Here is a 23,461-nt window from a genome sequence, read left to right as displayed (position 1 = left end):
GCCTGCTACGCCTCCCCGCGCGCCATCGCGATCAGGCGGTCGAGCACCTTGCCCCCGCTCACCCGGAGCCCGTCGTGCTCCCACTCGTTGGTGACCCACGTCCGCAGGCCGCGTACGGCCCGGGCGGTCTCCAGCGAGTCGGCGGTGTCGACGTACATGTCGTCGTGGTAGACCGCCGCCACCACGGGCACCTCGTTGACGGCCAGCCGGGCCGGGTCGTACAGGTCGGCCCAGTCGGTGCGCGCGGCGAGCAGCTCCGCCGTCTCCTTCAGCGGGCGGAGCGACGGGTCGGTGTCGAACATCCAGGGGTAGATCATCTCGCCGGTGAAGAGCACCGGAGCCCCGGACTCCAGCGCCGCCGGGGCGTCGAATGCGGGGAACTCCTTGCGGACGCGCTCGGCCGACCAGGCGGTGCCCGCCCGGTCCACCGACTGCTGGCCGTAGATCGGCTCGTGCAGTACGGCGTACAGCGGCCCCTCGGCGAAGGAGACCTTGGCCTGCACGCCGGCCAGGAAGGTGTCGGACAGCTCGGGCCCCGCGGGGCCCTCCACCCAGGCCTCCTCCAGGAGGTAGTGCAGGCTCCCGGAGCCGCTGCCGCCGCCGAGCATCAGGCCGAGGGCCTGGAACGCCTGGACGGTGAGCAGCCCGCCGTCGGGCAGGGTCGCGGGCGAGGCGACCAGGTGGGCGGCGATTCGCCGGACGGCCTCGACGTCCTGCGGGAAGCGGGCGTAGTGCTCCTCGTTCTTGCGGACGACCCGGGGGTAGGCCGCCCGGTAGACGTCGTCGGCCGAGCTGCGCAGGCCCGCGAGACCCCCGGTGATGAAGGCCTCGTGCAGCCCCTCGGGCGCGATCGAGAGGTAGGTGAGGAGGCAGAAGCCACCGAAGCTCTGCCCGAGCACGCTCCAGCGCCGGTCGTCGCCGAGCAGCCGGCGGCGGATCAGCTCGGCGTCCCGCACGATCGAGTCCGCGCGGAAACGCGCCAGGTAGTCCGCCTGCTCCTGGGCGCCGCCGCGCCGGGCGAGGGTCTGCCGGTTCGCGGGCGTGGACCGCCCGGTGCCGCGCTGGTCGAGCAGGAGCACCCGGTAGTCGTCGAGGGCGCGCTCCAGCCAGCCGTCCCGGCCGAGCGGGCGCCCCGCCTTGCCGCCCGGTCCGCCCTGGAGGAAGAGCAGCCAGGGCAGGTCGTCCTTCTCACGGCGGGCGGCCACGACCTCGCGGGCGTACACGTCGATCTGCTCGCCCTGTGGGGCGGTGTGGTCGAGCGGCAGGCGGAAGACGTGGTCGGTCGTGACAATCCCGGGCAGCCGGCTGGCGGTGGACATACAACTCCTCGGTATGTGTCTGGTTCACAGCGGTCACGTCGCCGCTCACGGTGTTGCCGGTGCGGGCGCCGCAACCCCCGCACCGTATCCTGACGGCGGTCGGACACGGGTTCGACGGTTGCCGTTCACGACCGTCCGTCCGGGGAGCCGCACGAGGTTGTACGACAGCCGCGGCGTACGCGGTTCGGCCGCAAGCTCCACCGGCCCCGAGCTCCACGGCCCGGAGCGGCTGCGGCCCGGCGGTGGCGGCGGCACGACTGCCCGGTACCCCGGTGCGGCGGGCCGAAGTGACAGATCGAGCGTTACCTGCGGCCGGTCCACGGCGTTCACCCCGGGGGCACTGTGCCCGGACGGACACCGGGCTCCCGGAGGCGGACGACGCCGCGCCGCGCCGAGTGCCGCGCCGCGTCGGCGGCCGACGCACCGCCCGTCCGGTCGACGGGTGCGGCCGAGAGGCCGCGGCCGCCCCGCACCCGTCGACGGCGGGTTCGGGCGCCGATCGGGACACGGCGTCACCGGTACGACCGGACGTGGGCCATGACGAAGTGCCGGGCACCAGGGCGTGCCCGGGAGAGGCAGGCCCGGTACCCCAGCGGTACCGGGCACCGCATGGCACGGCCCGGCGACGGGTACGGCCAGACACGGCAGACACGCCGGCGGGAACCCCCACCGGCCAGGCATCATCAGCACGCGATCGAGCATGCTCGCGGCCCACCGGCCCCACCGGCCACCGGACCGCCGAGGGGAGGAGAGTCCGGTGACCGCCATGAGGCCACCACAGGCCATGCCGGCCGAGAGCGTGGTCGGTGCGCCGCGACCGGTCGGCCGCCCCGACCAGGCACCGCCGGGCATGCCCGCCGGCGCGCCCGTCGGCCCGGCCCGGTCGGCGGCGCCGCCGCGTCCGCAGCCCGCCGCCGTCCACCACGCGGTGCTCTGCGTCAACGCGCCCGCCATGGCCGCCTCCGGCCCGGACGGGCAGCTGCGCGGTCACGGCCTCCACGGCTTCTACCGATCCGGTGTCCGGGTACTGGCCCGGATGGAGCTTCGGATCGGCGGCATGGAGCCGCTGCCGCTCCAGGGCACCCTGACCACGGCGGCGCAGGCCCGCTTCCTCGGCGCCGTCCGGATCCCCGGCGACCTCGACCCCGATCCGGCGCTCACCGTCGAGCGCCTGCGCCATGCCGACGGGGTCGAGACCGTCACCGTCCGGAACACCGGCAGCCGGCCCGCCCGGCTGCCGCTGGAGATCGCCCTCGGCACGGACCTCGGCCCGGTCGGCGAGATCGCCGCCGGACACCGGCCGCCGGACCTGCCCGGGCAGGTGCAGTCCGCCGGGCTGCGCTGGGCCGGTCCCACCCACAGTGCCGTCGTCAGCGCCAAACCCTCGCCGCACGCCGTCCTGGCCGGCGCCGGTGTGCTGCGCTGGGACTTGGAGGTGCAGCCCGGCGCGCGCTGGTCGGTCGAGCTGCGCACCGAGCTGGAGAGCACCGCCCCCGGCCCGCGGCCCCCGGGTGGCCGGGGCACCGGAGTCCCGCTGCCCTGGGCGGATCCGGAGGTCCGCAGCGACGACCACCGGGTCGAGCTGCTGGTGCCGCGCGCGCTGGACGCCCTCGGCGGCCTGCTGTTCGCCGACCCGGACCGCCCGACCGACCTCTACCCCGCCTCCGGCGCACCCTGGCGCTTCGGCCTCGCCCCGGCCGACGCGCTCTGGGCGGCCCGACTGACACTCCCGCTGGGCACCCGGCTGGCGGCCGGGACCCTGCGGGCACTGGCCCGCCGTCAGCAGCTCGCGCCCGCCGCCGCCCAGGCGGGCCCCGGTCAGCCCGGCCGCCGCCCCGAGGGGCTGCTTCCCGGGGCGCTGCGGCACGGAGGCCCGGAGCTGCCGCCCACCTGCACGGCCACCGAGGCGACGCTGCTGTTCGTCACGGTGCTGGCCGAGGCCTGGCGCTGGGGCCTGCCCCGGCACGAGGTCGCCGAACTGCTGCCGGCCGCCGAGCGGGCGCTCGGGGCACTCCGCGACGGTCTGGTCGACGGCTTCGTCACCGACCTGAGCCGCCCGGCGGAGGAGCGGGCCGCCCATCCGGTGGCGGCCCGGGCCGAGGTCCAGGCCCAGGCGCACCGGGCCGCGCTGCACGGCGCCGAGCTGCTGGAGGCCTTCGGCCGCCCCGGCGCCGAGGAGTGGCGCAGTTGGGCGGCCGCCCTGCGGGGGCGCTTCCGCGAGCGGTTCTGGATCGACGACCTCTCCGGCGGGCGGCCGGCGGCGGGCCTCGTCCCGGGCGGCCAGCCGCTTCCCGCCGTCGCCTCCTCCTTCGTCCACCTCCTCGACCCGGGGCTCTGCGCCGACGGCGGTCGGCACGAGAGCCTGCTCGACCGCGAACAGACCAGGCTCCTCGCCCAGCGCCTGGCCGCGCCCGAGCTGGACAGCGGCTGGGGGCTGCGCACGCTCAGCGCCAAGTCGCCCCGGTTCAACCCGCTGGGTCACCGCAGCGGGGCGGTGCGCGTCCATGAGACCGCCCTCGCGATCGCCGGGCTGGCCGAGGCCGGCCACGAGAACGAGGCCGGCGCGCTGCTGGAGGGCCTGCTCGGTGCGGCCGCCCACTTCGAGGGCCGGCTGCCCGAGATGTACGCGGGGGAGCAGCGCGTCCTCGGCTGCCCGCCGGTGCCGCACCCGGCCGCCTGCCACCCGGCGGCGGTGTCGGCGGCCGGAGCCGTGCACGCGGTGTTCGCCCTCGCCGGGGTCCGCCCCGACGTGCCGGGTGGGCGGGTGCTGGTCCGGCCGGCCAGTACGGCGCCGCTCGGCGAGCTGCAACTGACCGGGCTGCGGGTCGCGGGCGAACCGTTCTCGGTGCGGGTGAGCCGGATCGGCGTCGCGATGGTCGAGGAGGCGTCGGCGGAACTCCAGCTGGTCGCCCGCTGATCCTCCGGAACCGTGCCCCGGTCGGGCGGGGCCGCCCGCCCGGCCCGCCCGGCCCTCGGGCCGCGTGCGGTCGCGGCGCGGTTCGTGCGCGGGCCTGTGCTTATCGTCAGAGAGACGACTATGATCGTCGCCATGTCGCGTTATGACCCGTCGGCCTTCCCCCCGTTCGCTGTCACGGTTGACCTGGTGGTGCTGACGGTGCGGGACCACGCGCTGTGCGCCCTGCTGGTCCGGCGGGGCGAGCCCCCCTTCCAGGGCTACTGGGCCCTGCCCGGCGGCTTCGTCCGCCCGGACGAGGGCCTGGCCGAGGCGGCCTCCCGGGAGCTGGCCGAGGAGACCGGTCTGCGCGCCTACTCCGCTCCGGGCCACGACGCGGCGAGCTCCGGCACGGCCGGCGCGCACCTGGAACAGCTCGCGACCTACGGTCACCCGCAGCGCGACCCCCGGATGCGGGTGGTCAGCGTGGCCTACCTCGTCCTGGCACCCGATCTGCCGACCCCCCGGGCCGGTGGCGACGCCAGCGGCGCCCGCTGGGCCCCGGTCGCCGAACTGCTCGGGCAGAGCCCGGTCGACGGCGTCCCGCTCGCCTTCGACCACGGGCTGATCCTGGCCGACGGGGTCGAGCGCGCCCGCTCCAAGATCGAGTACTCCTCGCTGGCGACGGCCTTCTGCCCCACCGAGTTCACCGTCGGCGAGCTGCGGCGGGTCTACGAGGCGGTGTGGGGCGTGGTGCTCGACCCGAGGAACTTCCACCGCAAGGTCACCGGCACCCCCGGCTTCCTGCTGCCCTCCGGCGGCACGACCACCCGCCAGGGCGGCCGCCCTGCGCAACTGTTCACCGCAGGCGGGGCCACCGTGCTCAACCCGCCCATGCTGCGCCCGGAGTCCTGAGACACCGCGCCCGTCCGGCCACCGCCCGCTCCCGCGCCGGGAGCGGCGGACCGGGGTCCGTACGCCGGAGCCCCCGCACGCCGCCGGACCCCCTGGTGACCGAGCCCCGGCGCCCGCAGCTCCGTGCCCGATCAGCACCCCGTGGCTCCGTCGCAGGATCGGATTGTCCCCTGATCGGGTGAGGTGCGTGGGCAGCGGGCCCGTGCCGCTCCCGCAATGCCCGGAATCGCCGCTCCGGCCCCCTAATGTGCTGGCGCGGGGCCGTGCGGGCACGGCTCGCGCCGCGCAGACCAGGTCGGCCGAGGGCACGGGAGCAGCCAGCGATGATCCAGATCACCGGACTGACCAAGGTCTACCGCAGGGGCGGTCCGCCGGCGGTGCTCGATCTGACCTTCGACGCCCGCCCGGGCGCGGTGACGGCCCTGCTGGGTCCCGAGGAGGCGGGCAAGTCCACCGCGCTGCGGCTGATGCTCGAACTCGAACGCGGCCAGGGCGTCACGCTCTTCGAGGGCCGCACCTACCGCCGGCTCCGGCGTCCGGAGCGTGAGGTCGGCGTGCTGCTGCCCGGCCCCGGCGAAGCCGGGGAAGCGGTCGCGGGGCACCCCGGCCGAAAGGCCGTCAGCCACCTCAGGATGCTGGCGGCCGCCGCCGGAGTGCCCGCCCGGCGGGCCGACGAGCTGCTGGAGCAGACCCGGCTGGCCGCCGTGGCCGGGCAGCGGCTGCGCAGCTTCTCACCCGGCATGCACCGGCGGCTGGCCCTCGCCGCGGCCCTGCTCGGAGACCCCGGCATCCTGGTCCTCGACGCTCCCACCGAGGGGCTGTCGCCGCGCAACGTGGAGTGGTTCCACTCCTTCCTGCGCTCGTTCGGTGTCGCGGGCGGCACGGTCCTGGTGACCACCCGTACGCCGCAGGAGGCTGCCCGGCTCGCGGACCGCGTGATCACGCTCGACCGGGGCCGTCTGGTGGCCGACCAGGAGGTGGCGGAGTTCTGCCGCACCCGGCTCAGTCCGGAGGTCGCCGTGCGCGGGCCGCAGATGGCCCGGCTGGCCGACCTGTTGTCGGGTCAGGGCGCGGCGGTGCGCCGCGACGGCGGGGCCGGCCTCGCGGTGTCGGGGATCGGCCGCACCGAGATCGGTGAACTCGCCTACCGCCACGGCATCCTGCTGCACGAGCTCGCCGATCGGGTGGTCGAGCAGCCCGCGCCCCGCGCCACCCTGCCCACGGCTTCGGGGCGTTCGGGCCGGCTCCACGTCACGTCGGCGCCGGGCGGGCCCCGCTCCGCTCGTGTGGCCGAGCCCCGCCCGGCCGAGGCCCGTGCCGAACCCGCCGAGCCGGCGCCGGAGCCCCAGGCCTCCCCGGGGGCGCCGGCCCAGGTGTCCCGGCCGACCGCAGGCGCACCGGGCTCCGGCGCTCTGCCGGTCCTCGCGCTGCCCTCTTCGTCCGCCGTGGCCGCGGCTGCCGGCACTGTCGCCGTCGCGGCCGCGACGGCGCTGTCGGCGGTCACGGCCCGCGCCGCCCGGCCCGAGCCACAGCAGAACCAGCCGAGCCAGCCGCTCCGGCCGAACCAGCCGCTCCGGCCGGGCCGGCACCCCAACCCGCCCCGCCGGCCCGAGCCGGAAGCCGCCGGGACCGCAGACTCCACCGGCACCCCCGGAATCGCCGACACCCCCGGCACCCCCGGCAGTGGCGGGGACCTCGAGACGGCGGACACCTCTCCGACCGTCGCCGTGGACCGCCTGTTTCGTGACGGCCTCCGCAGGCTCGTCCGGTCCGGCAGCGGCCCGGCCCCCGACCCCCGCACCCCCCGCGAGGACACGGCCGGGGACCTGCTGACCGCCGACACCGTCCGCCTCGGCCGGCTGGACCCGGCAGCCGCCGCTGACGCGCCGCCCGTCCGTCCGGCCCCGGCCGCCGCCCCCGCCACCCCCGCTACCCCCGCCGTCCCCGACCACCGGAGCGAGTGAACCGTGCGTGTACTGGCCTACGAGCTGCGCCGGCTGCGCGGCCTTCGCTCCACCTGGCTGCTCCTCGCCGCCGTGCTGCTCTGCGACGCCGTGGTGGCCGCGGTGCTGGCCGCCCAGACGCCCGCCGGGCCGCTGACCGGATCGGCGGGCGTGCGGCTGCTGACGGCGGCCGTACCGCTGATCCCGCTGCCGTTCGCGGCGCTCGGCGCCGGGGTGCTGGGCGCGCTGTCCTACGGCCACGAGGTGCGGCACCCGGGGCTGGCGGCCTCGCAGGTGTCGTATCCGCGCCGGGTGCGGCTGCTGCTCGCCAAGCTGGTGGTGATCGGCCCGGTGGCCGGGCTGCTGGCGCTGTCCACCCTCCTGGTCGACACGGTGGCCGTGCACTTCGCGCTCCCGGAGGGGGTGGAGGTGGCCGCTTGGTCCGAGCCGGCCGCCCTGTCGGGCCAGGTGTCCGAGGCGCTCTCCTCGGCGGGTCTCACCGGGCTCGCCGACCTGCCCGGGGCGTTCGCCCCCGCGGCGCTCGCGGTCGGTCACGGGGTGCCGGCCGCCCTGCTGGCCTTCGTCCTGCTGGTGGTCGTGGCGGGCTGGACCGGGGTGCTGACGGCCTCGCTGACCCGCAGCGCCGCCGCGGGGGTGCTGCTGCTCTGCGCGCTGCCGCCGCTGCTGGAGTCCGGGGTGGCGCTGCTGCTGCGGCAGACGGGTACGGCCTGGCCGGCCCGCGCGACGGAGCTGCTGCCGTTCCAGTCCGGCGTCGAGTGGGCGTACGGATGGGTGTACGGCGGGGACCACCGGGTTGCGGAGAGCGGTTCGGTGCTGACCGATCCCGCGCTGCTGGCGGCGGTGGCGGCGCCCGCGGTCGTGCTGCTGGTCGCCTCCCTGCTGATCCAGGCCCGGCGCCGGGCGCTCTGAGGCGACGGACGGGCGTACGGATCCGCTCGGGCGCCGGTCCGCGGGCCCGACCGGAGGCCGTCGAAAGACTCGCCGAAGGCCGGGAGGCCGCCGGGAAGGGCCGTGCGCGGCCCGGGCCTTCGCTGACGGTCTGCCAAGATCGACCAGCAGTGGCCGTAATGTGCGGTTCTTCCTGATAAGAAGTCAATTATCCAGTCACGGTCGATCACCCTTTCGTGTGCTTTTCACGAGAATTCTCAAGCTGCGCCCGCGGATCGCCGACAAAGGACCTGTGAGTACCCTTGCGCACCCCACCATGACCCCCGCCCGTTCCGCCGAAGGTGCCATCCCCGGCGCCGGCGATCTGGACCGCTTCTCGTACGCCGACCGGCCGACCCCGCCGGCGCCCCGCTGGGAGGGCGCCGAGTCGGATCTGGCCCGGGTCGGCCGCAAGACCACCAGCAGTCGGGGCCGAGGCCTGCACGGCCAGCTCGTGCAGCAGCTCGGTCAGATGATCGTCTCGGGCGACCTCGGCGCCGACCGCCCGCTCGTCCCCGAGGAGATCGGCCAGCGTTTCGAGGTCTCCCGCACCGTCGTCCGCGAGTCGCTGCGCGTGCTGGAGGCCAAGGGCCTGGTCAGCGCCCGGCCGAACGTCGGCACCCGGGTCCGCCCGGTCGGCGACTGGAACCTGCTCGACCCGGACATCATCGAGTGGCGCGCCTTCGGCCCGCAGCGCGACGAGCAGCGCCGGGAGCTGTTCGAGCTCCGCTGGGCGATCGAGCCGCTGGCCGCCCGGCTCGCCGCCGGCCACGGCCGGGAGGACGTCCAGCAGCGGCTGGTCGAGCTGATCGAGATCATGGGCCACGCCGCCGCCCAGGCCGACCTCTCCACGTTCTCGCGGGCCGACGCCGAGCTGCACGCCCTGATCCTGCAGATGGCGGGGAACCGGATGCTGGAGCACCTCTCCGGGATCGTCTCCTGCGCGTTGCAGGTGTCCGGCGGCCCGGCCACCTCCTGCGAGCGGCCCTCGGAGGCCTCGGTCAGCCTGCACGCCCGACTGGTGGACGCCCTGGGCACCGGTGACGGCACCGCCGGCGAGGCCGCCGTGCGGGCGCTGCTCACCGTCCACCCGGAGATCGAGCCGTCCGTCCCCGCCCCCCGGGAGCACTGAGTCGCCCACCCGGCGACCGAGCGGCCCCGCGAACCCCCGGCCCTCCGGCTGCACCGCACGGCGCAGCCGGAGGGCTTCTTCGCGCCCGCCGCGCCCCGCCCGGCCCGACCCGCCCGCCGTGCCCCGCCCGGCCCGACCCGCCCGCCGTGCCCGGCCCGGCCCGGCGGCCACCGTGTCCGGGCCACCCGGCCCCGGCCCTGGCCCCGCTCTCCGTTCCCGCCGCCCGCTCCCGCCCCCACCCCGGCCGCCCGGACGTCCGCAGTCGCGCCGCCGACCCGTGGTGATCTTCCGGATCGTCATGTCCCACGGAAGCCGCCCCCCGACAATGGCCTGCCCATGCCAAGAGCTTTCCCGCGAGTGAGGGATGATGGAAGCCGGCCCCGGGCCGCGGCCGCCGAGTGGTGTGACCCGCGACACGAAGGCCATGCGTAACACTTGACGAGTAGCAGCGATGTGTCCTGAGCGGAAGCAGCTCCGGAATACCCCAACATGTCAGAATGCTGTGTTGGTCTGCGGCGCTGCTGCCGTCCTGCAAACCCAGTCCTCAAGCCCGAGTCGGTCGGAATCGACACCGCGCGTCCGAAGCGCGATTTCCTTCCCCGCCCGCTCGGGCGGCCGGTACGGGTTCGAGTCCACTCATCGTCCGAGAGGTTGTTCGTGTCGGCCAGCACATCCCGTTCGCTTCCCCCCGAGATCGCCGAGTCCGCGGCTCTGCTGGCGCTCATCGAGCGGGGCAAGGCCCAGGGGCAGATCGCCGGTGACGACGTGCGCCAGGCGTTCGAGGCGGACCAGATCCCGGTCACCAAGTGGAAGAACGTCATGCGCAGCCTCAACCAGGTTCTGATTGAGGAGGGGGTGGACCTTATGGTCAGCGCGGCCGAGCCGGCCGGTGCCAAGCGCAAGAGCGTCGCTGCCAAGAGCCCCACCAAGCGCACTGCCACCAAGGCGGTCACCACCCGGAACCCGGCCGCTCCGTCGGCCCCGACCAAGCCCCCCGTGCGCATCGCACCCGGTGCCACCATCTCCACTCCGGCGGTCGCGGCCGCCGCGGCCCCGGTCGGTACGGTCTCCGCCGAGATCACCACCGAGGCGACGGGCACGCTCTCCGCCGAGGCGAAGGCGTCCGCGGCGAAGAAGGCCGCCCCGGCGAAGAAGGCGGCCGCCAAGAAGACCGCCGCGCCGGCCAAGAAGACCGCCGCCAAGAAGACCGCCGCCACCAAGGGCAAGGGCGACGAGGAGCTCGGCGGCGAGGAGGAGCTCCTCGAGGACGTCGCGCTGCCCGGCGACAAGGCGGGCGAGGAGGCGGAGCCCGAGGAGGAGTCGCAGGGGTTCGTCCTCTCCGACGACGACGAGGACGACGCTCCGGCCCAGCAGGTCGCCGTCGCCGGCGCCACCGCCGACCCGGTCAAGGACTACCTGAAGCAGATCGGCAAGGTCCCGCTGCTCAACGCCGAGCAGGAGGTCGAGCTCGCCAAGCGCATCGAGGCCGGCCTGTTCGCCGAGGACAAGCTCTCGGCCGCGGACAAGCTGGCTCCGAAGCTCAAGCGCGAGCTGGAGATCATCGCCGAGGACGGGCGCCGCGCCAAGAACCACCTGCTGGAGGCCAACCTCCGCCTGGTCGTCTCGCTGGCCAAGCGCTACACCGGCCGCGGCATGCTCTTCCTGGACCTGATCCAGGAGGGCAACCTCGGTCTGATCCGTGCGGTCGAGAAGTTCGACTACACCAAGGGCTACAAGTTCTCCACCTACGCCACGTGGTGGATCCGCCAGGCGATCACCCGCGCGATGGCCGACCAGGCCCGCACCATCCGCATCCCGGTGCACATGGTCGAGGTCATCAACAAGCTGGCCCGCGTCCAGCGCCAGATGCTCCAGGACCTGGGCCGCGAGCCCACCCCGGAGGAGCTGGCCAAGGAACTCGACATGACCCCGGAGAAGGTCATCGAGGTCCAGAAGTACGGCCGCGAGCCCATCTCGCTGCACACCCCGCTGGGTGAGGACGGCGACAGCGAGTTCGGTGACCTGATCGAGGACTCCGAGGCGGTCGTGCCGGCCGACGCGGTCTCCTTCACCCTGCTCCAGGAGCAGCTGCACTCGGTGCTGGACACCCTGTCCGAGCGCGAGGCGGGTGTCGTCTCGATGCGCTTCGGCCTGACGGACGGTCAGCCGAAGACGCTGGACGAGATCGGCAAGGTGTACGGGGTCACCCGTGAGCGCATCCGCCAGATCGAGTCCAAGACCATGTCGAAGCTGCGCCACCCGTCGCGCTCCCAGGTGCTGCGCGACTACCTGGACTGATCCGCGACCAGCGGGACCTCGCCGGACCTTCCGGTCCGGCCGGGTCCCGCGATTCGTCGTGCGGTCCGTCGTGCGATTCGTTGTGTGAGAAGGCCCGGAGCCCTGTGCTCCGGGCCTTCTCGCGTGTCCGGTGGGCCGCTCGGCGGCGGGGTGCGTCAGCGTCCGGGTGGCCCTTGTCGCTCGTCCGGGTGGCGGTGCGGCGGGAAGCGGTCGCACAACGTAGTCGATCACCTACGCTGTGCCGGTTGCCTGCTACCGAGCCAACTGGAGACACGGTGCTGCCCAACCCGGATCGCGCGGACCTGCCGACCGTCGCCTCGCCATCGGCGTGCCCGGCCACCCGGCCGGTGCGGCGCCGCTACCGGGCCGCCGTCCTGGGCCTGCTCGCGGTGCTGCCCGCGGCGCTGGTCGCGGTCGGACCGGCCGCACCGGCCCAGGCCCAGCGTCGGATCGTCGGCGGCGCCGCCGCGACCACCGCCGACCACCCGTGGATGGTGGCGGTCGCCAGCCGCCAGCAGTTCGGCAACGGCCGCTCGGGGCAGTTCTGCGGCGGCGCGCTCGTCACCCCGACCAAGGTCGTGACGGCCGCGCACTGCTTCTACGACGAGTCCAAGGGCCAGCGGGTGGAGCGCCCGGGGCTGAAGGTCGTGGTCGGCAGGGACGACCTGCGTGGCTCGGCCGGCCGTGAGGTGCCCGTCCAGGCGGTCTGGATCCACCCCGACTACGCCTTCGCCGCCAACATGAACGATGTGGCGGTGCTCACCCTGGGTGAGTCGCAGGGCGTCCGGCCCGTGATCGATCTGGTCGGCCAGGGGGAGACCGAGTCGTACCGCGCGGGCACCAGGGCGCAGGTCTACGGCTGGGGGGACACCACCGGCCACAGTGACTACTCGCCCACGCTCCGCAGTGTCGACGTCGCGATCGTGCCGGATCAGACCTGTGCGCAGGCCTACCCCGGTGGGTCGGACGGGCGTTTCGATGCCCGCGGCATGGTCTGTGCCGGTGAGGAGAAGGGCGGGAAGGACGCCTGCCAGGGCGACAGTGGCGGCCCGCTGATCGTCGGCGGCCGCCTCGCCGGGCTGGTCTCCTGGGGGACGGGCTGCGCGGAGGCGGCCCACCCGGGCGTCTACACCCGCATCGGCACGGTCTCCGACGCGGTACGCTCCGTCCTGTAGCCGAATGGTCACGTTCTGACGCGCCGTCGTCCGGTCCCGCGCCGGCGCGTCCGACCGGACGACGACGGCGCAGCCGCGGTCCGGAACCACGGCGGCCGGAAACAGCAGAGCCGGGCGACCGACCCCCGAGGGGACCTGTCGCCCGGCTCACCGGTCGCGCGCGGTGCGCGGCCGGACACAGCTCGTGGCCTGCTGCTGCTGTGGGCGCCCGGTATCAGCGCTCTTCGTCGGCGGCCGTGGCGTTGGTGGTGTTGCTGAGCCGGCCGCTCTCGTCCTGTATCTCCACGGCGATCTTCTTGAGCTCGGGCTCGAACTTCCGGCCGTGGTGGGCGCAGAAGAGCAGCTCTCCGCCGCTGGCGAGTACGACGCGCAGGTAGGCCTGGGCGCCGCAGCGGTCGCAGCGGTCAGCCGCGGTGAGCGGGCTCGCAGGGGTCAGAACAGTAGTCACGTCGCCTCTTCTCTAGCTCGACGAGCTGTCGTACCAGGGTCAACATCCAACCAGGCCGAAAACGTTCCCGCTCGTGGCTTTTCTTCTTTGAGGATTCTGCTGTGTTGATGAGGACGTGCCCCGGGGGCCGGTGGTTCATGCGTACCGAATCCCAGGATCCGCCTGTCCCTCGAACGCCCGATCGGGACGGGGTGCGAGGTCCGCGTAGCATAATCCTCTGCTGGGTTGGAGCATAAGCCCCGTCCTGGGCCCCGGTAGCCTGCATAACGGCAGTTCCGGAGCCTGCGCCCGGTCCCACGATCCGCCAGGACCGGTGGTACCGGGAGGAGATGGCGCTCCCGTGCGCGGAATCCGGCGCGGTGCTTGTTCGCGCAGCGCGTACAAGCTGCGCGGGACCGGCCCGCCGTGCTGTGCACCCAGCGAAGCGGCGTGCACACGCGGTGGAACGGCTGTCGGTGCGGTGTGCTGCACTGGCGGACGTTCCGGCTGTGCCCGGATGTGACCGATGAGACAGAACTTCACCGAGGAGAGTGCCGCGTGAGTGCCGAAACAACCGTGCCGTCCGCACTGCTGGCCGGGGACGACGGCTCCAACTACACCGCTCGGCACCTGCTCGTCCTGGAGGGTCTGGAGGCGGTCCGCAAGCGCCCCGGCATGTACATCGGCTCCACCGACAGCCGGGGCCTGATGCACTGCCTCTGGGAGATCATCGACAACTCGGTCGACGAGGCCCTCGGCGGTTACTGCGACCGCATCGACGTCGTCCTGCACGACGACTCCTCGGTCGAGGTGTGCGACAACGGTCGTGGCATCCCGGTGGACGTCGAGCCCAAGACCGGGCTCTCCGGCGTCGAGGTCGTGATGACCAAGCTGCACGCCGGCGGCAAGTTCGGCGGCGGCTCCTACGCGGCCTCCGGCGGTCTGCACGGCGTCGGCGCGTCCGTCGTCAACGCCCTGTCGGCCCGGCTGGACGTGGAGGTCGACCGCAGCGGCCACACCCATGCGATCAGCTTCCGCCGGGGCACCCCCGGCATCTTCACCGAGGGCGGCCCGGACGCCCCCTTCGAGCCCGCCAACGGTCTCAGCAAGGCCCGCAAGGTGCCGAAGACCCGCACCGGCACCCGGATCCGCTACTGGGCCGACCGGCAGATCTTCCTCAAGGACGCCCGGCTCTCCCTGGAGCACCTGCACAACCGGGCCCGGCAGACCGCCTTCCTCGTCCCCGGCCTGACCATCGTCGTCCGTGACGAGCGGCTGACCGAGAGCGACCAGGTCGAGGAGTCGACCTTCCGCTACGACGGCGGCATCGCCGAGTTCTGCGAGTTCCTCGCACCGGACAAGCCGGTCTGCGACGTCCTGCGGCTGCACGGCGAGGGCACCTTCAAGGAGACCGTCCCCGTCCTGGACGAGGTCGGCCACATGACGCCGACCGAGGTCACCCGCACCCTCGGGGTGGACATCGCGCTGCGCTGGGGCGCCGGCTACGACACCACCCTGCGCTCCTTCGTCAACATCATCGCCACCCCCAAGGGCGGCACCCACGTCACCGGCTTCGAGCGCTCGCTCGCCAAGACCGTCAACGAGGCGCTCCGCGCCGCCAAGGTGCTGCGCGTCGCCGAGGACGACATCACCAAGGACGACGCCACCGAAGGCCTCACCGCCGTGGTCACCGTCCGGCTCGCGGAGCCGCAGTTCGAGGGCCAGACCAAGGAGGTGCTGGGCACCTCGGCGGCCAACCGGATCGTCGCCGCGGTGGTCGCCAAGGAGCTCAAGGCCTTCCTGACCTCCGCCAAGAAGGACGAGAAGGTCCAGGCCAGGGCCGTCCTGGACAAGGTCGTCGCGGCCGCCCGCACCCGGGTCGCCGCCCGGCAGCACAAGGAGGCCCAGCGCCGGAAGACCGCGCTGGAGACCAGCTCGCTGCCGGCCAAGCTGGCCGACTGCCGCAGCGACGACGTCGAGCGCAGCGAACTCTTCATCGTCGAGGGGGACTCCGCCCTCGGTACCGCCAAGCTGGCCCGCAACTCGGAGTTCCAGGCGCTGCTGCCGATCCGCGGCAAGATCCTCAACGTGCAGAAGGCGTCCGTGAGCGACATGCTCAAGAACACCGAGTGCGCCGCGATCATCCAGGTGATAGGGGCCGGTTCGGGCCGCACCTTCGACATCGACCAGGCCCGCTACGGCCGGGTCATCTTCATGGCCGACGCCGACGTCGACGGCTCGCACATCCGCTGCCTGCTGCTGACGCTCTTTCAGCGGTACATGCGGCCCATGGTCGAGCAGGGCCGGGTCTTCGCCGCCGTCCCGCCGCTGCACCGGATCGAGCTCACCAACCCCAAGCGCGGCCAGGACAAGTACCACTACACCTACTCCGACGCCGAGCTGCGCTCCACCCTGCTGGAGTTCCAGCGCAAGAACATGCGCTGGAAGGACCCGGTCCAGCGCTACAAGGGTCTCGGTGAGATGGACGCCGACCAGCTGGCCGAGACCACCATGGACCCGCGCCACCGCACGCTGCGCCGGATCAACCTGGGCGACCTGGAGCAGGCCGAGAAGATCTTCGACCTGCTGATGGGCAACGACGTCGCCCCCCGCAAGGAGTTCATCGTCGACTCGGCGGCCACCCTGGACCGCTCCCGCATCGACGCCTGAGCACACCGCTGCGCCGCCGGGCCCTCCACCCTCGGGTGGAGGGCCCGTGCCGTGCCGGTCCACCCCCGGTCCACCCCGGCTCCGATCAGCGGGCGGCGCCGGATCCGTAGCGTCGGAGAGGTCAGCAAACCCCCGTCGGGACGGAGAGTCCGATGACCGGCCTGGTCAACATCCTCGTGATCATCGCGGTGGTCGCCCTGGTGCTGCGCCGCCAACTGCGCCCGCAGCGACTCGACACCGAGCGCCGGTTCTGGGTGCTGCCGCTGGTCCTCGCCGTGCTGGCGCTGCGTGATCCGGGCCTGGTCGACGGGGCCCACCGGGCGCTCTCGATCGGGCTGACCGCCGGCTCGCTGCTGGTGGTGCTGGCGATGGGCTGCGTCTGGGGCTGGACCGTCCGGGTCTGGCGCGGCGCGGACGGGACGCTCTGGACCCGGGGCACCAAGGCCACCGCGGCGGCCTGGGCCGGCATGATCGCCGTCCGGATCGGCCTGTTCGGCCTCGGCGCGGCGCTGCACGTCCACCAGAGCGGCAGCGGGTTCATGCTCGGGCTCGCGGTGCTGCTGGTGGTCCGCACCCTCGTGGTGAACTGGAGGGCGCGGAGCCTGGAGAGCCCGTACCGCGCCGGCGTGGCCGGCTGAGCCGCCGGCCCGCACGTGACCACGCCGAGGAGAGGGATGCCCGTGTCCGGGTGGAGCTGGACCAGCTGGCCGTCCCGCGAGGGCCTGGAGCGGGACGCGGAGAGCCCGGCCCGGCGGGCCCTGACGCTGATCGGCCGGACGGTGCTGCTCGTCACCGTGGTCTGGGGGACGTACTCGCGCGGCGGGTACGCCGGCTGGGGCCTGGTGGCGGCGGCCGCCGGGCTGGCCGGGACGGTCCTGCTGGCGGTGGCCTTCCTGCGGGTCAGCCGCGCGCAGTCGCTGCGGCCCGCCCTCCTCCTGGCCGCCACCCTGATCTGCGCCGCCTGGCTCGCCGAGTGGGGGCGGGCGTACGTGCTGGCCGACTTCGTCTGGGGCGGGCTGGCGGTGACCGCGCTGGTCCGGTTGCCGGCCGGCCCCGCCCTGGCCACGGCGGCGGCCGCCTTCGGCTGCTACACGGCCGCCAGTTGGGAGAGCCGGCTGGCGATCATGGCCACGGTCGGCGGGCTGGCACTGCTCGGCTACCTGCTGCGACTGGACACCGAGGCACGTGGCACCGCCCGGCGGCTGCTCGCCCAGGAACGGGCCGCGCGGGCCGCCGAGGCCGAGAGCGCGGCGCTCGCCGAACGGGCCAGGATCGCCCGGGAGATCCACGACGTCCTGGCCCACAGCCTCTCCGCGCAACTCGTCCACCTGGAGGCGGCCCGGCTGATGCTGGACGCGGGCACCGACCGGGAGCAGGTCCGCGAACGGGTGGTGGCCGCGCGGCGGATGGCGCAGGACGGCCTGATCGAGACCCGGCAGGCGCTCTCCGCGCTGCGCGGCGAGTTCACCCCGGTCGGCGAGTTCCTGGTGGAGCTGACCGGGCGTGAGCGGGCGGCGCTCTCCGTCACCGGCACGCCCCGCCCGCTGCCCGCCGAGGCGGGGCTCGCGGTACGGCGCACAGCGCAGGAGGCCCTGACCAACGTGCGCAAACACGCCCCCGGCGCACGCTGCGCACTCGAACTGCGCTACCTGCCCGAGGCGGTGGAGCTGGAGGTGCGCAACACCCGACCGGGACGCGGCGGGTCGGCGGGTGGGCTGGCGGCCAGCGGCAGCGGGTACGGTCTGCTGGGGATGCGCGAACGCGCGGAACTGCTCGGCGGCACCCTGCTGGCGGGCCCGGACGAGGGAGGGTGGCGCGTGCTGTTGCGGGTGCCGGCATGAACGGGGCGAGCCCGACCAGGGTGCTGGTGGCGGACGACCAGACGGTGGTGCGCGAGGGCATCGTGATGCTGCTCGGCCTGCTGCCGGGCATCGAGGTGGTCGGCGCCGCCGCCGACGGCGAGGAGGCCGTCGCGCTGGTCGAGCGCCACCGCCCGGACGTCGTCCTGATGGATCTGCGGATGCCGCGCTGCGACGGCGTCGAGGCCACCCGCCGGATCCGGGCCGCACACCCGGAGACCGAGGTCGTCGTGCTCACCACCTACGCCGACGACGACTCGCTCTTCCCCGCGCTGCAGGCCGGGGCACGCGGCTACCTCACCAAGGACGCGGGCGGCGACGAGATCGCCCGGGCGATCGCGGACGTCCGCTCGGGCGCGGCCGGGCTCTCACCGCAGGTGCAACTGCGCCTGCTGGAGCGGCTGGCGGAGGGCGCGGGGCAGGCCACCGCGCCGGGCGCGTCCGCCGGCGCGCCGGGCGGCGCGAGCGGGCCCGGCACGGGTCGGCCGGGCGAGCTGCCGGACGGGCTGACCGCTCGCGAGGCCGAGGTGCTGGCCCTGATCGCGGAGGGGCTCTCCAACACCGAGATCGCCCGGCGGCTGTTCGTCAGCCCGGCCACCGTGAAGACGCACATCAACAATCTGTTCGCCAAGACCGGGGTGCGGGACCGCGCCCAGGCGGTCGCGTACGCCTTCCGCCACGGGCTCACCGGGACGCAGCAGTAGTCGGATGAGCGTCTGTCGGATGATCGATCACCTCATCGAGTGAACGTATCTGCAATGGGAGTTGGCGGGCTCCGCGGGCCTCCATCATGGGTTCGGTCAGAGCCCCGCCGGTCCAGGAGCAGCAGTGCCACAGCAGCAGACGAGCAGTCCCGGGCAGGGGCAGCGATTCGACTGGTGGGCCGCTCCCGCCGCGACCCCCCAACCCGGTCGGCCCGCGCCCACGGCGCCCCCCGCGCCGACGCCGCCGGCGGCCCGGACGGAGGCCGAGGCGCCCGCCCGGCCGCTCCCGCCGGTGCCCCCGGTGCCCGTGCAGCCGGTGCCCGCGCCGCCGGTCGAGGCCCCGCCGGCCGTGGACACCAGCAGCGAGGTGTACCGCGCCGTCCAGGGCAGCGAGGCCTTCCAGGAGATCAAGCGCAGCTACCGGGCCTTCGTCCTCCCCGTCAGCGGGGCGTTCCTCGGCTGGTACCTGCTGTACGTCGCCGCCCAGGCTGCCGCGCCCGGGCTGATGCGCAGCCAGGTCGCCGGTCCGGTCAACGTGGCCTGGGTGCTGGGCCTGCTGCAGTTCGCCTCGACCTTCGTCCTCACCTGGCTCTACGCCCGCAACGCCCGCACCAAGCGGGACCGGGCCGCACTGGGGCTGCGCTGGGACACCCAGGACCAGCTGCGATGAGGACCGCCACGCCGCCTCCCGTCGCCCCGGCCGGCGACCACCACGACCTGGCCATCGTGCTCTTCGCCGTCATCGTCCTGGTCACCCTGGGCATCACCCTCTGGGTGGGCCGCCGGGGCAGCGCCGCCGAGGACTTCTACGCCGGCGGCCGCGACTTCACGCCGCTGCAGAACGGCTTCGCGCTCTCCGGCGACTACCTCTCCGCCGCCTCCTTCCTCGGCGTCGCCGGGCTGATCGCGCTGTACGGCTACGACGGCGTGCTCTACAGCATCGGCTTCCTGGTCGCCTGGCTGGTGGTGCTGATGCTGGTCGCCGAGCTGGTCCGCAACGCCGGCCGGTACACCCTCGCCGACGTGCTGGCGCTGCGGCTGCGGCGGCGCAAGGTCCGGGCGGCGGCCGGCGGCGCCAGCGTCGTCGTCACCCTGCTCTACCTGGTCGCCCAGATGGTCGGCGCGGGCAGCCTGGTCGCTCTGCTGCTCGGTACCAGCAGCGGCCAGGCCCGGACCTGGACCATCGTGGCGGTCGGCGGTCTGATGATCGTCTATGTCACGGTCGGCGGCATGCGGGCCACCACCTGGATCCAGATCGTCAAGGCGTTCCTGCTGATCGCGGGCTCGGTGCTGCTCACCGTGCTGCTGATGGTCCGCTTCCACGGGGACGTCGGTGAGCTGATGCGGCAGGCCGCCCAGCACAGCGGCGCCGGGCAGCGGTACCTGGAGCCGGGGCTCAAGTACGGGGCGAGCTTCACCAGCCGGCTGGACTTCTTCAGCCTCGGCCTCGCGCTGGTGCTGGGCACGGCCGGCCTGCCGCACATCCTCTCCCGCTTCTACACCGTGCCCACCGCACGGGCCGCCCGGCGCTCCACGATGTGGGCGATCGGGCTGGTCGGCGGCTTCTACCTGATGGCCATCGCGCTCGGCCTGGGCGCGACCGCGCTGGTCGGCTCGGCCGAGGTCCGGCACGCCAACGCGGCCGGCAACACGGCCGTCCCGCTGCTGGCCCTCGTCCTCGGCGGCGGCAACGGCAGCACCGGCGGGGTGGTGCTGTTCGCACTGATCTCGGCGATCGCCTTCGCCACCATCCTCGCCGTGGTCGCCGGACTGACGCTCGCCTCCTCGGCCGCCTTCGCCCACGACATCTGGGCGGGCGCCTGGCGCGGCCGCCCGCGCCGCCGGCGGGGCGGTGTCCCGGCCTCGCGGCGGGCCCGCCGCGAGGCCTCCGAGCGCGAGGAGGTCGGCGTCGCCCGGATCGCGGCGGTGGGGATCGGGGCGGTCGCGATCGCGCTCAGCCTCTTCGCCCAGCAGCTGAACGTCGCCTTCCTGGTCGGCCTGGCCTTCGCCGTCGCCGCCTCGGCCAATCTGCCGGTGCTGCTGTACACGCTGTTCTGGGGGCGGTTCACCGCGCGCGGCGCGGTCTGGTCCGTGTACGGCGGGCTGATTCCGGCGATCGTGCTGGTGACCTTCTCGCCGGTGGTCTCCGGGAGCAAGGTGGCGCTCTTCCCGGGGGTGGACTTCCACTGGTTCCCGCTGGAGAACCCGGGCATCATCTCCATCCCGCTGGGCTTCCTGGCCGGCTGGATCGGCACCCTCACCTCGCCCGAGCAGGCCGACGCGGACCGCTACGCCGAGCTGGAGGTCCGCTCCCTCACCGGCGCCGGCGCGGCCTGAGCCGCGGCCCCGCGCCACAGACGGAACCCCGACGGGCCTGGGACCCGCCGGGGTTCCGCCATGAGCGCCCGGACCCGGCCGCCGGGGCCGTGCTCAGGCCCGGACGGCCGGCACGCAGCGGTGCTCAGGCCCGGACGGCCAGCACGTAGCGGTGCTCGGGCCGACCGGTGTCGCCGTACCGCAGGGTGAGCCGCAGCCGGCTGTCCCGCTCCAGCTGCTTGAGGTAGCGCTGCGCGGTGGAGCGGCTCAGCCCGGTGGCGTCCGCGACCTCCTGGGCGGAGAGCGGCCGCCCGGCACGGCGGAGCACCCCGAGCACCAGGTCGGTGGTGGGCGCCGAGTGGCCCTTGGGCAGGGCGACCGCCGGGGCCGCCGCGCTGCGCAGGGTGGCGAAGAGCCGGTCCACCTCGTCCTGGCCGGCCTCGCGGGCGGCCGGTCCGGCCAGCGCGTGCCGCAGCTGCGCGTACGCGACCAGCTTCTCCCGCAGCCCGGCGGAGGTGAACGGCTTGACCAGGTACTGCAGGGCGCCGTGCTGCATCGCGGCGTGCACCGTGGAGACGTCCCGGGCGGCCGTCACCATCATCACGTCGCAGGCCACCTGCCGTTCGCGCAGCCGCCGCACCAGGGCGAGTCCGGTCTCGTCCGGCAGGTGGTGGTCGAGCAGCAGGAGGTCCACCGGGCGGCGCTCCAGCGCGGCCAGCGCCTCGCCGGCCGAGTGCGCGGTGCCGGTGACCCGGAAGCCGGGCACCTTGGCCACGTACGCGGCGTGCACGTCGGCGACCCGGAAGTCGTCGTCCACCACGAGTACGTCGATCATCAGGCCTCCACGAGCGGTGCGACGGGCGGTGCGGCGGTGGGCGGTGCGGCACCGGGCGGTGCGGCGGCAGGCAGCCCGGGTGCGGCCGGGGCGTCGTCGTGCAGTGCCTCCGGCAGCTCGGCGGTGAACCGGGCGCCGCCGAGCGGCCCGGTGTCCAGCACGATCCGGCCGCCGGTCCGTTCGACCAGCCGCCGCACCATCGCCAGCCCCAGCCCGCGCGGCCGGTGGGCGGGCGCGTCCTTGCTGGTCCACCCCTCCTCGAAGACCAGCTCGCGCAGGCCCGCCGGCACGCCCGGGCCGCTGTCCGCGACCTCGACCAGCAGGGTGGAGCCGGCCGCCGCCAGCGTCACCGCCACCTGGCCGCCGCCGCCCGGGGCCACCGCGTCGACGGCGTTGTCGATCAGGTTGCCGAGCACGGTGACCAGCGTCCGGGCGTCCACCACCGCGTCCGGCAGGTGCGCCGCCGGCGCGACCGCCAGCCGGACGCCGCGCTCGCCCGCCACCGCCGTCTTGCCGGCCAGCAGCGCCGCGACGTGCGGGTCCTGCACCTGCTCGGCGATCCGGGCCGCGACCGCCGCGTGCGAACCCGACTGCTCGGAGACGAACGCCAGCGCCTGCTCGTGCCGGCCGAGCTCCAGCAGTCCGAGCAGGGTGTGCAGCCGGTTGGCGTGCTCGTGGTCCTGGGCCCGCAGGGCCTCGGTGAGGCTGCGGGTGGTGTCGAGCTCGCGGACCAGGGACTCCAGCTCGGTGCGGTCGCGCAGGGTCACCACCGCGCCGCCCTCGGCCGTCGCCATCCGGTTCACCACCAGCACCCGGTCGTCCCGGACCGCCGGCAGGTCGGCGCCGGTGATCCGCCCGGCCAGCACGTCGGCCAGCCGGCCCGGCGGCAGCACCCCGTCGATCGGCCGGCCGGCGCACTCCTCGGGCAGGCCGAGCAGCCGCACCGCCTCGTCGTTGGCCAGCCGGATCCGGCCCCGCTCGTCCAGGGCCACCATGCCCTCGCGGATCCCGTGCAGCATCGCCTCCCGCTCCACCAGCAGCGCCGCGATGTCGGCCAGCGCGATGTTGTGGGTGCGGCGCTTCAGCCGGCGGGCCAGCACCAGCGTGGCGACGGTGCCGGCCGCCAGGCCGGCGCCCGCGCACAGCAGGATCCCGGTGAGCATCTTCAGCAGCCGCCGCCGGATCGAGTCGTCGCTGATGCCCACCGAGACCTCGCCGACGATCCGCCCGTCGGCGACCCGCAGCGGTACCTTGCCGCGCGCGGTGCGGCCCAGCGTGCCCTGCTGGATGGCGGTGACGCTGCGCCCGCTGAGGGCCGGTTCCGGGTCGGTGGAGACCCGCTGGCCGATCCGGCCCGGATCGGTGTGCGAGAGCCTGATGCCGTCCAGGTCGGTGACCACGACGAAGCTGGCGCCGGTGGCCGTCCGGATCTGCTCGGCGTTGTGCTGCGCGGTGGCGGAGTCGCGGGCCTCGGCGGCCCGGGCGATCACCTCGTCGCCGGCGGTGGCCTGGGCGATCGACAGCGCGCGCTGCATCGCGTCGTGGTCCAGCTCGGAGCTGACCGGTGCGAGGAACAGGCCGGCGGTGACGACCGTGACGCCGACGGTCACCACGGTCTGGCTCAGCAGCAACTGGGCGAAGACCCGGCGGGGCCAGTGGGGGTGCTTCATCCGGGCCTCCTCTCGGGGGCGGCCGACGGGTGGGGCCGCCGGGTGGGGCCGCCAGCCGGGGCCGACGGGCACGGGCGGGGGCGGGGGCGGCGGCGGCCGAACGACGGGGGATCGGGACGGGGAGGGCTCGGGGCGGGTTCGGGGCGGGGGAGGGCCAGGGCGGATCGGGTCGGATCGGGTCGGATCGGGCGGAATCGGGTGGGGGACGGGGCGGTGGTCGGCACACCCTATGTTTCCGAGGTGTTTCTGTCAGCCGTGCCCCCGCTGTTGTAGCGGAAGCAAAACGAGCAGAACACCCCTCAACGCGGAGAAGCCGCAGTTCGCCGAGAAGCCTCCCGCCGTCGCCCCCGCCGCTCC

The 23,461-nt window shown here is 74.5% G+C and carries 17 protein-coding genes; 13 read left to right on the top strand and 4 right to left on the bottom strand.

The genetic code is table 11. From position 1 onward, the window contains the following. Positions 1–5: 5 nt before the first annotated feature. Complete coding sequence (locus ACWDRR_RS21105) at positions 6–1,319, bottom strand: alpha/beta fold hydrolase (RefSeq protein ID WP_449773700.1); 1,314 nt, start codon at positions 1,317–1,319, stop codon at positions 6–8. A 766-nt stretch (positions 1,320–2,085) separates the two neighbouring features. On the opposite strand from ACWDRR_RS21105, the gene ACWDRR_RS21100 reads away from it, so the two are divergent. The 7 genes from ACWDRR_RS21100 (at position 2,086) to ACWDRR_RS21070 (ending at position 12,623) form a co-directional block, all read left to right on the top strand. Beyond that, complete coding sequence (locus tag ACWDRR_RS21100) at positions 2,086–4,236, top strand: amylo-alpha-1,6-glucosidase (RefSeq protein ID WP_449773760.1); 2,151 nt, start codon at positions 2,086–2,088, stop codon at positions 4,234–4,236. 132 nt (positions 4,237–4,368) lie between these two features. Beyond that, positions 4,369–5,127, top strand: a complete 759-nt coding sequence (locus ACWDRR_RS21095; RefSeq protein ID WP_387883775.1) for an NUDIX hydrolase — start codon at positions 4,369–4,371, stop codon at positions 5,125–5,127. A gap of 323 nt (positions 5,128–5,450) precedes the next feature. After that, positions 5,451–7,091, top strand: a complete 1,641-nt coding sequence (locus ACWDRR_RS21090) for an ATP-binding cassette domain-containing protein (RefSeq protein ID WP_449773699.1) — start codon at positions 5,451–5,453, stop codon at positions 7,089–7,091. Between the two features lie 3 nt (positions 7,092–7,094). Then, on the top strand, positions 7,095–8,000 hold the full coding sequence (locus ACWDRR_RS21085) for a hypothetical protein (RefSeq protein WP_449773698.1): 906 nt from the start codon (positions 7,095–7,097) through the stop codon (positions 7,998–8,000). A 217-nt stretch (positions 8,001–8,217) separates the two neighbouring features. Next, complete coding sequence (locus ACWDRR_RS21080) at positions 8,218–9,150, top strand: FadR/GntR family transcriptional regulator (RefSeq protein WP_449773697.1); 933 nt, start codon at positions 8,218–8,220, stop codon at positions 9,148–9,150. Between the two features lie 657 nt (positions 9,151–9,807). Beyond that, positions 9,808–11,448 carry an RNA polymerase sigma factor gene (locus ACWDRR_RS21075; protein WP_449773696.1) on the top strand — a complete coding sequence of 547 codons (1,641 nt, stop codon included), beginning with the start codon at positions 9,808–9,810 and terminating at the stop codon, positions 11,446–11,448. A gap of 347 nt (positions 11,449–11,795) precedes the next feature. Continuing rightward, positions 11,796–12,623 (top strand): S1 family peptidase, encoded by an 828-nt coding sequence (locus ACWDRR_RS21070; protein ID WP_449773759.1) that lies wholly within the window; start codon positions 11,796–11,798, stop codon positions 12,621–12,623. A 214-nt stretch (positions 12,624–12,837) separates the two neighbouring features. Here the strand turns inward: ACWDRR_RS21070 and ACWDRR_RS21065 are convergent, their stop codons facing one another. Further along, entirely contained in the window at positions 12,838–13,071 is a 234-nt protein-coding gene (locus ACWDRR_RS21065) for a DUF7455 domain-containing protein (protein ID WP_387883763.1), read from the bottom strand. A 537-nt stretch (positions 13,072–13,608) separates the two neighbouring features. Here ACWDRR_RS21065 and ACWDRR_RS21060 point away from each other — a divergent pair. The 6 genes from ACWDRR_RS21060 (at position 13,609) to ACWDRR_RS21035 (ending at position 20,620) form a co-directional block, all read left to right on the top strand. After that, positions 13,609–15,720 (top strand): DNA gyrase/topoisomerase IV subunit B, encoded by a 2,112-nt coding sequence (locus ACWDRR_RS21060; protein WP_449773695.1) that lies wholly within the window; start codon positions 13,609–13,611, stop codon positions 15,718–15,720. A gap of 152 nt (positions 15,721–15,872) precedes the next feature. After that, a complete protein-coding gene (locus tag ACWDRR_RS21055) occupies positions 15,873–16,358 on the top strand; it encodes a DUF1453 domain-containing protein (RefSeq protein WP_449773694.1) in 486 nt (161 codons plus the stop codon). 36 nt (positions 16,359–16,394) lie between these two features. Beyond that, on the top strand, positions 16,395–17,561 hold the full coding sequence (locus ACWDRR_RS21050; protein WP_449773693.1) for a sensor histidine kinase: 1,167 nt from the start codon (positions 16,395–16,397) through the stop codon (positions 17,559–17,561). Next, positions 17,558–18,283: a response regulator gene (locus tag ACWDRR_RS21045; RefSeq protein ID WP_449773692.1), complete on the top strand. Its 726-nt coding sequence runs from the start codon at positions 17,558–17,560 to the stop codon at positions 18,281–18,283. The genes ACWDRR_RS21050 and ACWDRR_RS21045 overlap by 4 nt, the downstream gene beginning before the upstream one ends. Before the next feature lie 301 nt (positions 18,284–18,584). Beyond that, complete coding sequence (locus ACWDRR_RS21040; protein WP_449773691.1) at positions 18,585–18,953, top strand: DUF485 domain-containing protein; 369 nt, start codon at positions 18,585–18,587, stop codon at positions 18,951–18,953. Then, complete coding sequence (locus ACWDRR_RS21035) at positions 18,950–20,620, top strand: solute symporter family protein (protein ID WP_449773690.1); 1,671 nt, start codon at positions 18,950–18,952, stop codon at positions 20,618–20,620. Before ACWDRR_RS21040 ends, ACWDRR_RS21035 begins: the two co-directional genes overlap by 4 nt. A 124-nt stretch (positions 20,621–20,744) precedes the next feature. Here the strand turns inward: ACWDRR_RS21035 and ACWDRR_RS21030 are convergent, their stop codons facing one another. Both ACWDRR_RS21030 and ACWDRR_RS21025 read right to left on the bottom strand, forming a co-directional pair. Next, entirely contained in the window at positions 20,745–21,434 is a 690-nt protein-coding gene (locus ACWDRR_RS21030) for a response regulator (protein ID WP_449773689.1), read from the bottom strand. Continuing rightward, positions 21,434–23,104: an ATP-binding protein gene (locus ACWDRR_RS21025; protein WP_449773688.1), complete on the bottom strand. Its 1,671-nt coding sequence runs from the start codon at positions 23,102–23,104 to the stop codon at positions 21,434–21,436. The genes ACWDRR_RS21030 and ACWDRR_RS21025 overlap by 1 nt, the downstream gene beginning before the upstream one ends. Positions 23,105–23,461: the final 357 nt, after the last annotated feature.

It is taken from the genome of Kitasatospora sp. NPDC003701 (genome assembly GCF_053587085.1).
Note: the sequence above shows the minus strand (reverse complement) of the source record. Positions and strands in the feature narration are given on the sequence as shown.

What these genes read in the sequence shown, in the direction of transcription:
- ACWDRR_RS21105 (WP_449773700.1), bottom strand. Translation starts at nt 1,319, where the DNA reads ATGTCCACCGCCAGCCGGCTGCCCGGGATTGTCACGACCGACCACGTC.
- ACWDRR_RS21100 (WP_449773760.1), top strand. Translation starts at nt 2,086, where the DNA reads ATGAGGCCACCACAGGCCATGCCGGCCGAGAGCGTGGTCGGTGCGCCG.
- ACWDRR_RS21095 (WP_387883775.1), top strand. Translation starts at nt 4,369, where the DNA reads ATGTCGCGTTATGACCCGTCGGCCTTCCCCCCGTTCGCTGTCACGGTT.
- ACWDRR_RS21090 (WP_449773699.1), top strand. Translation starts at nt 5,451, where the DNA reads ATGATCCAGATCACCGGACTGACCAAGGTCTACCGCAGGGGCGGTCCG.
- ACWDRR_RS21055 (WP_449773694.1), top strand. Translation starts at nt 15,873, where the DNA reads ATGACCGGCCTGGTCAACATCCTCGTGATCATCGCGGTGGTCGCCCTG.
- ACWDRR_RS21050 (WP_449773693.1), top strand. Translation starts at nt 16,395, where the DNA reads ATGCCCGTGTCCGGGTGGAGCTGGACCAGCTGGCCGTCCCGCGAGGGC.
- ACWDRR_RS21045 (WP_449773692.1), top strand. Translation starts at nt 17,558, where the DNA reads ATGAACGGGGCGAGCCCGACCAGGGTGCTGGTGGCGGACGACCAGACG.
- ACWDRR_RS21035 (WP_449773690.1), top strand. Translation starts at nt 18,950, where the DNA reads ATGAGGACCGCCACGCCGCCTCCCGTCGCCCCGGCCGGCGACCACCAC.
- ACWDRR_RS21030 (WP_449773689.1), bottom strand. Translation starts at nt 21,434, where the DNA reads ATGATCGACGTACTCGTGGTGGACGACGACTTCCGGGTCGCCGACGTG.
- ACWDRR_RS21025 (WP_449773688.1), bottom strand. Translation starts at nt 23,104, where the DNA reads ATGAAGCACCCCCACTGGCCCCGCCGGGTCTTCGCCCAGTTGCTGCTG.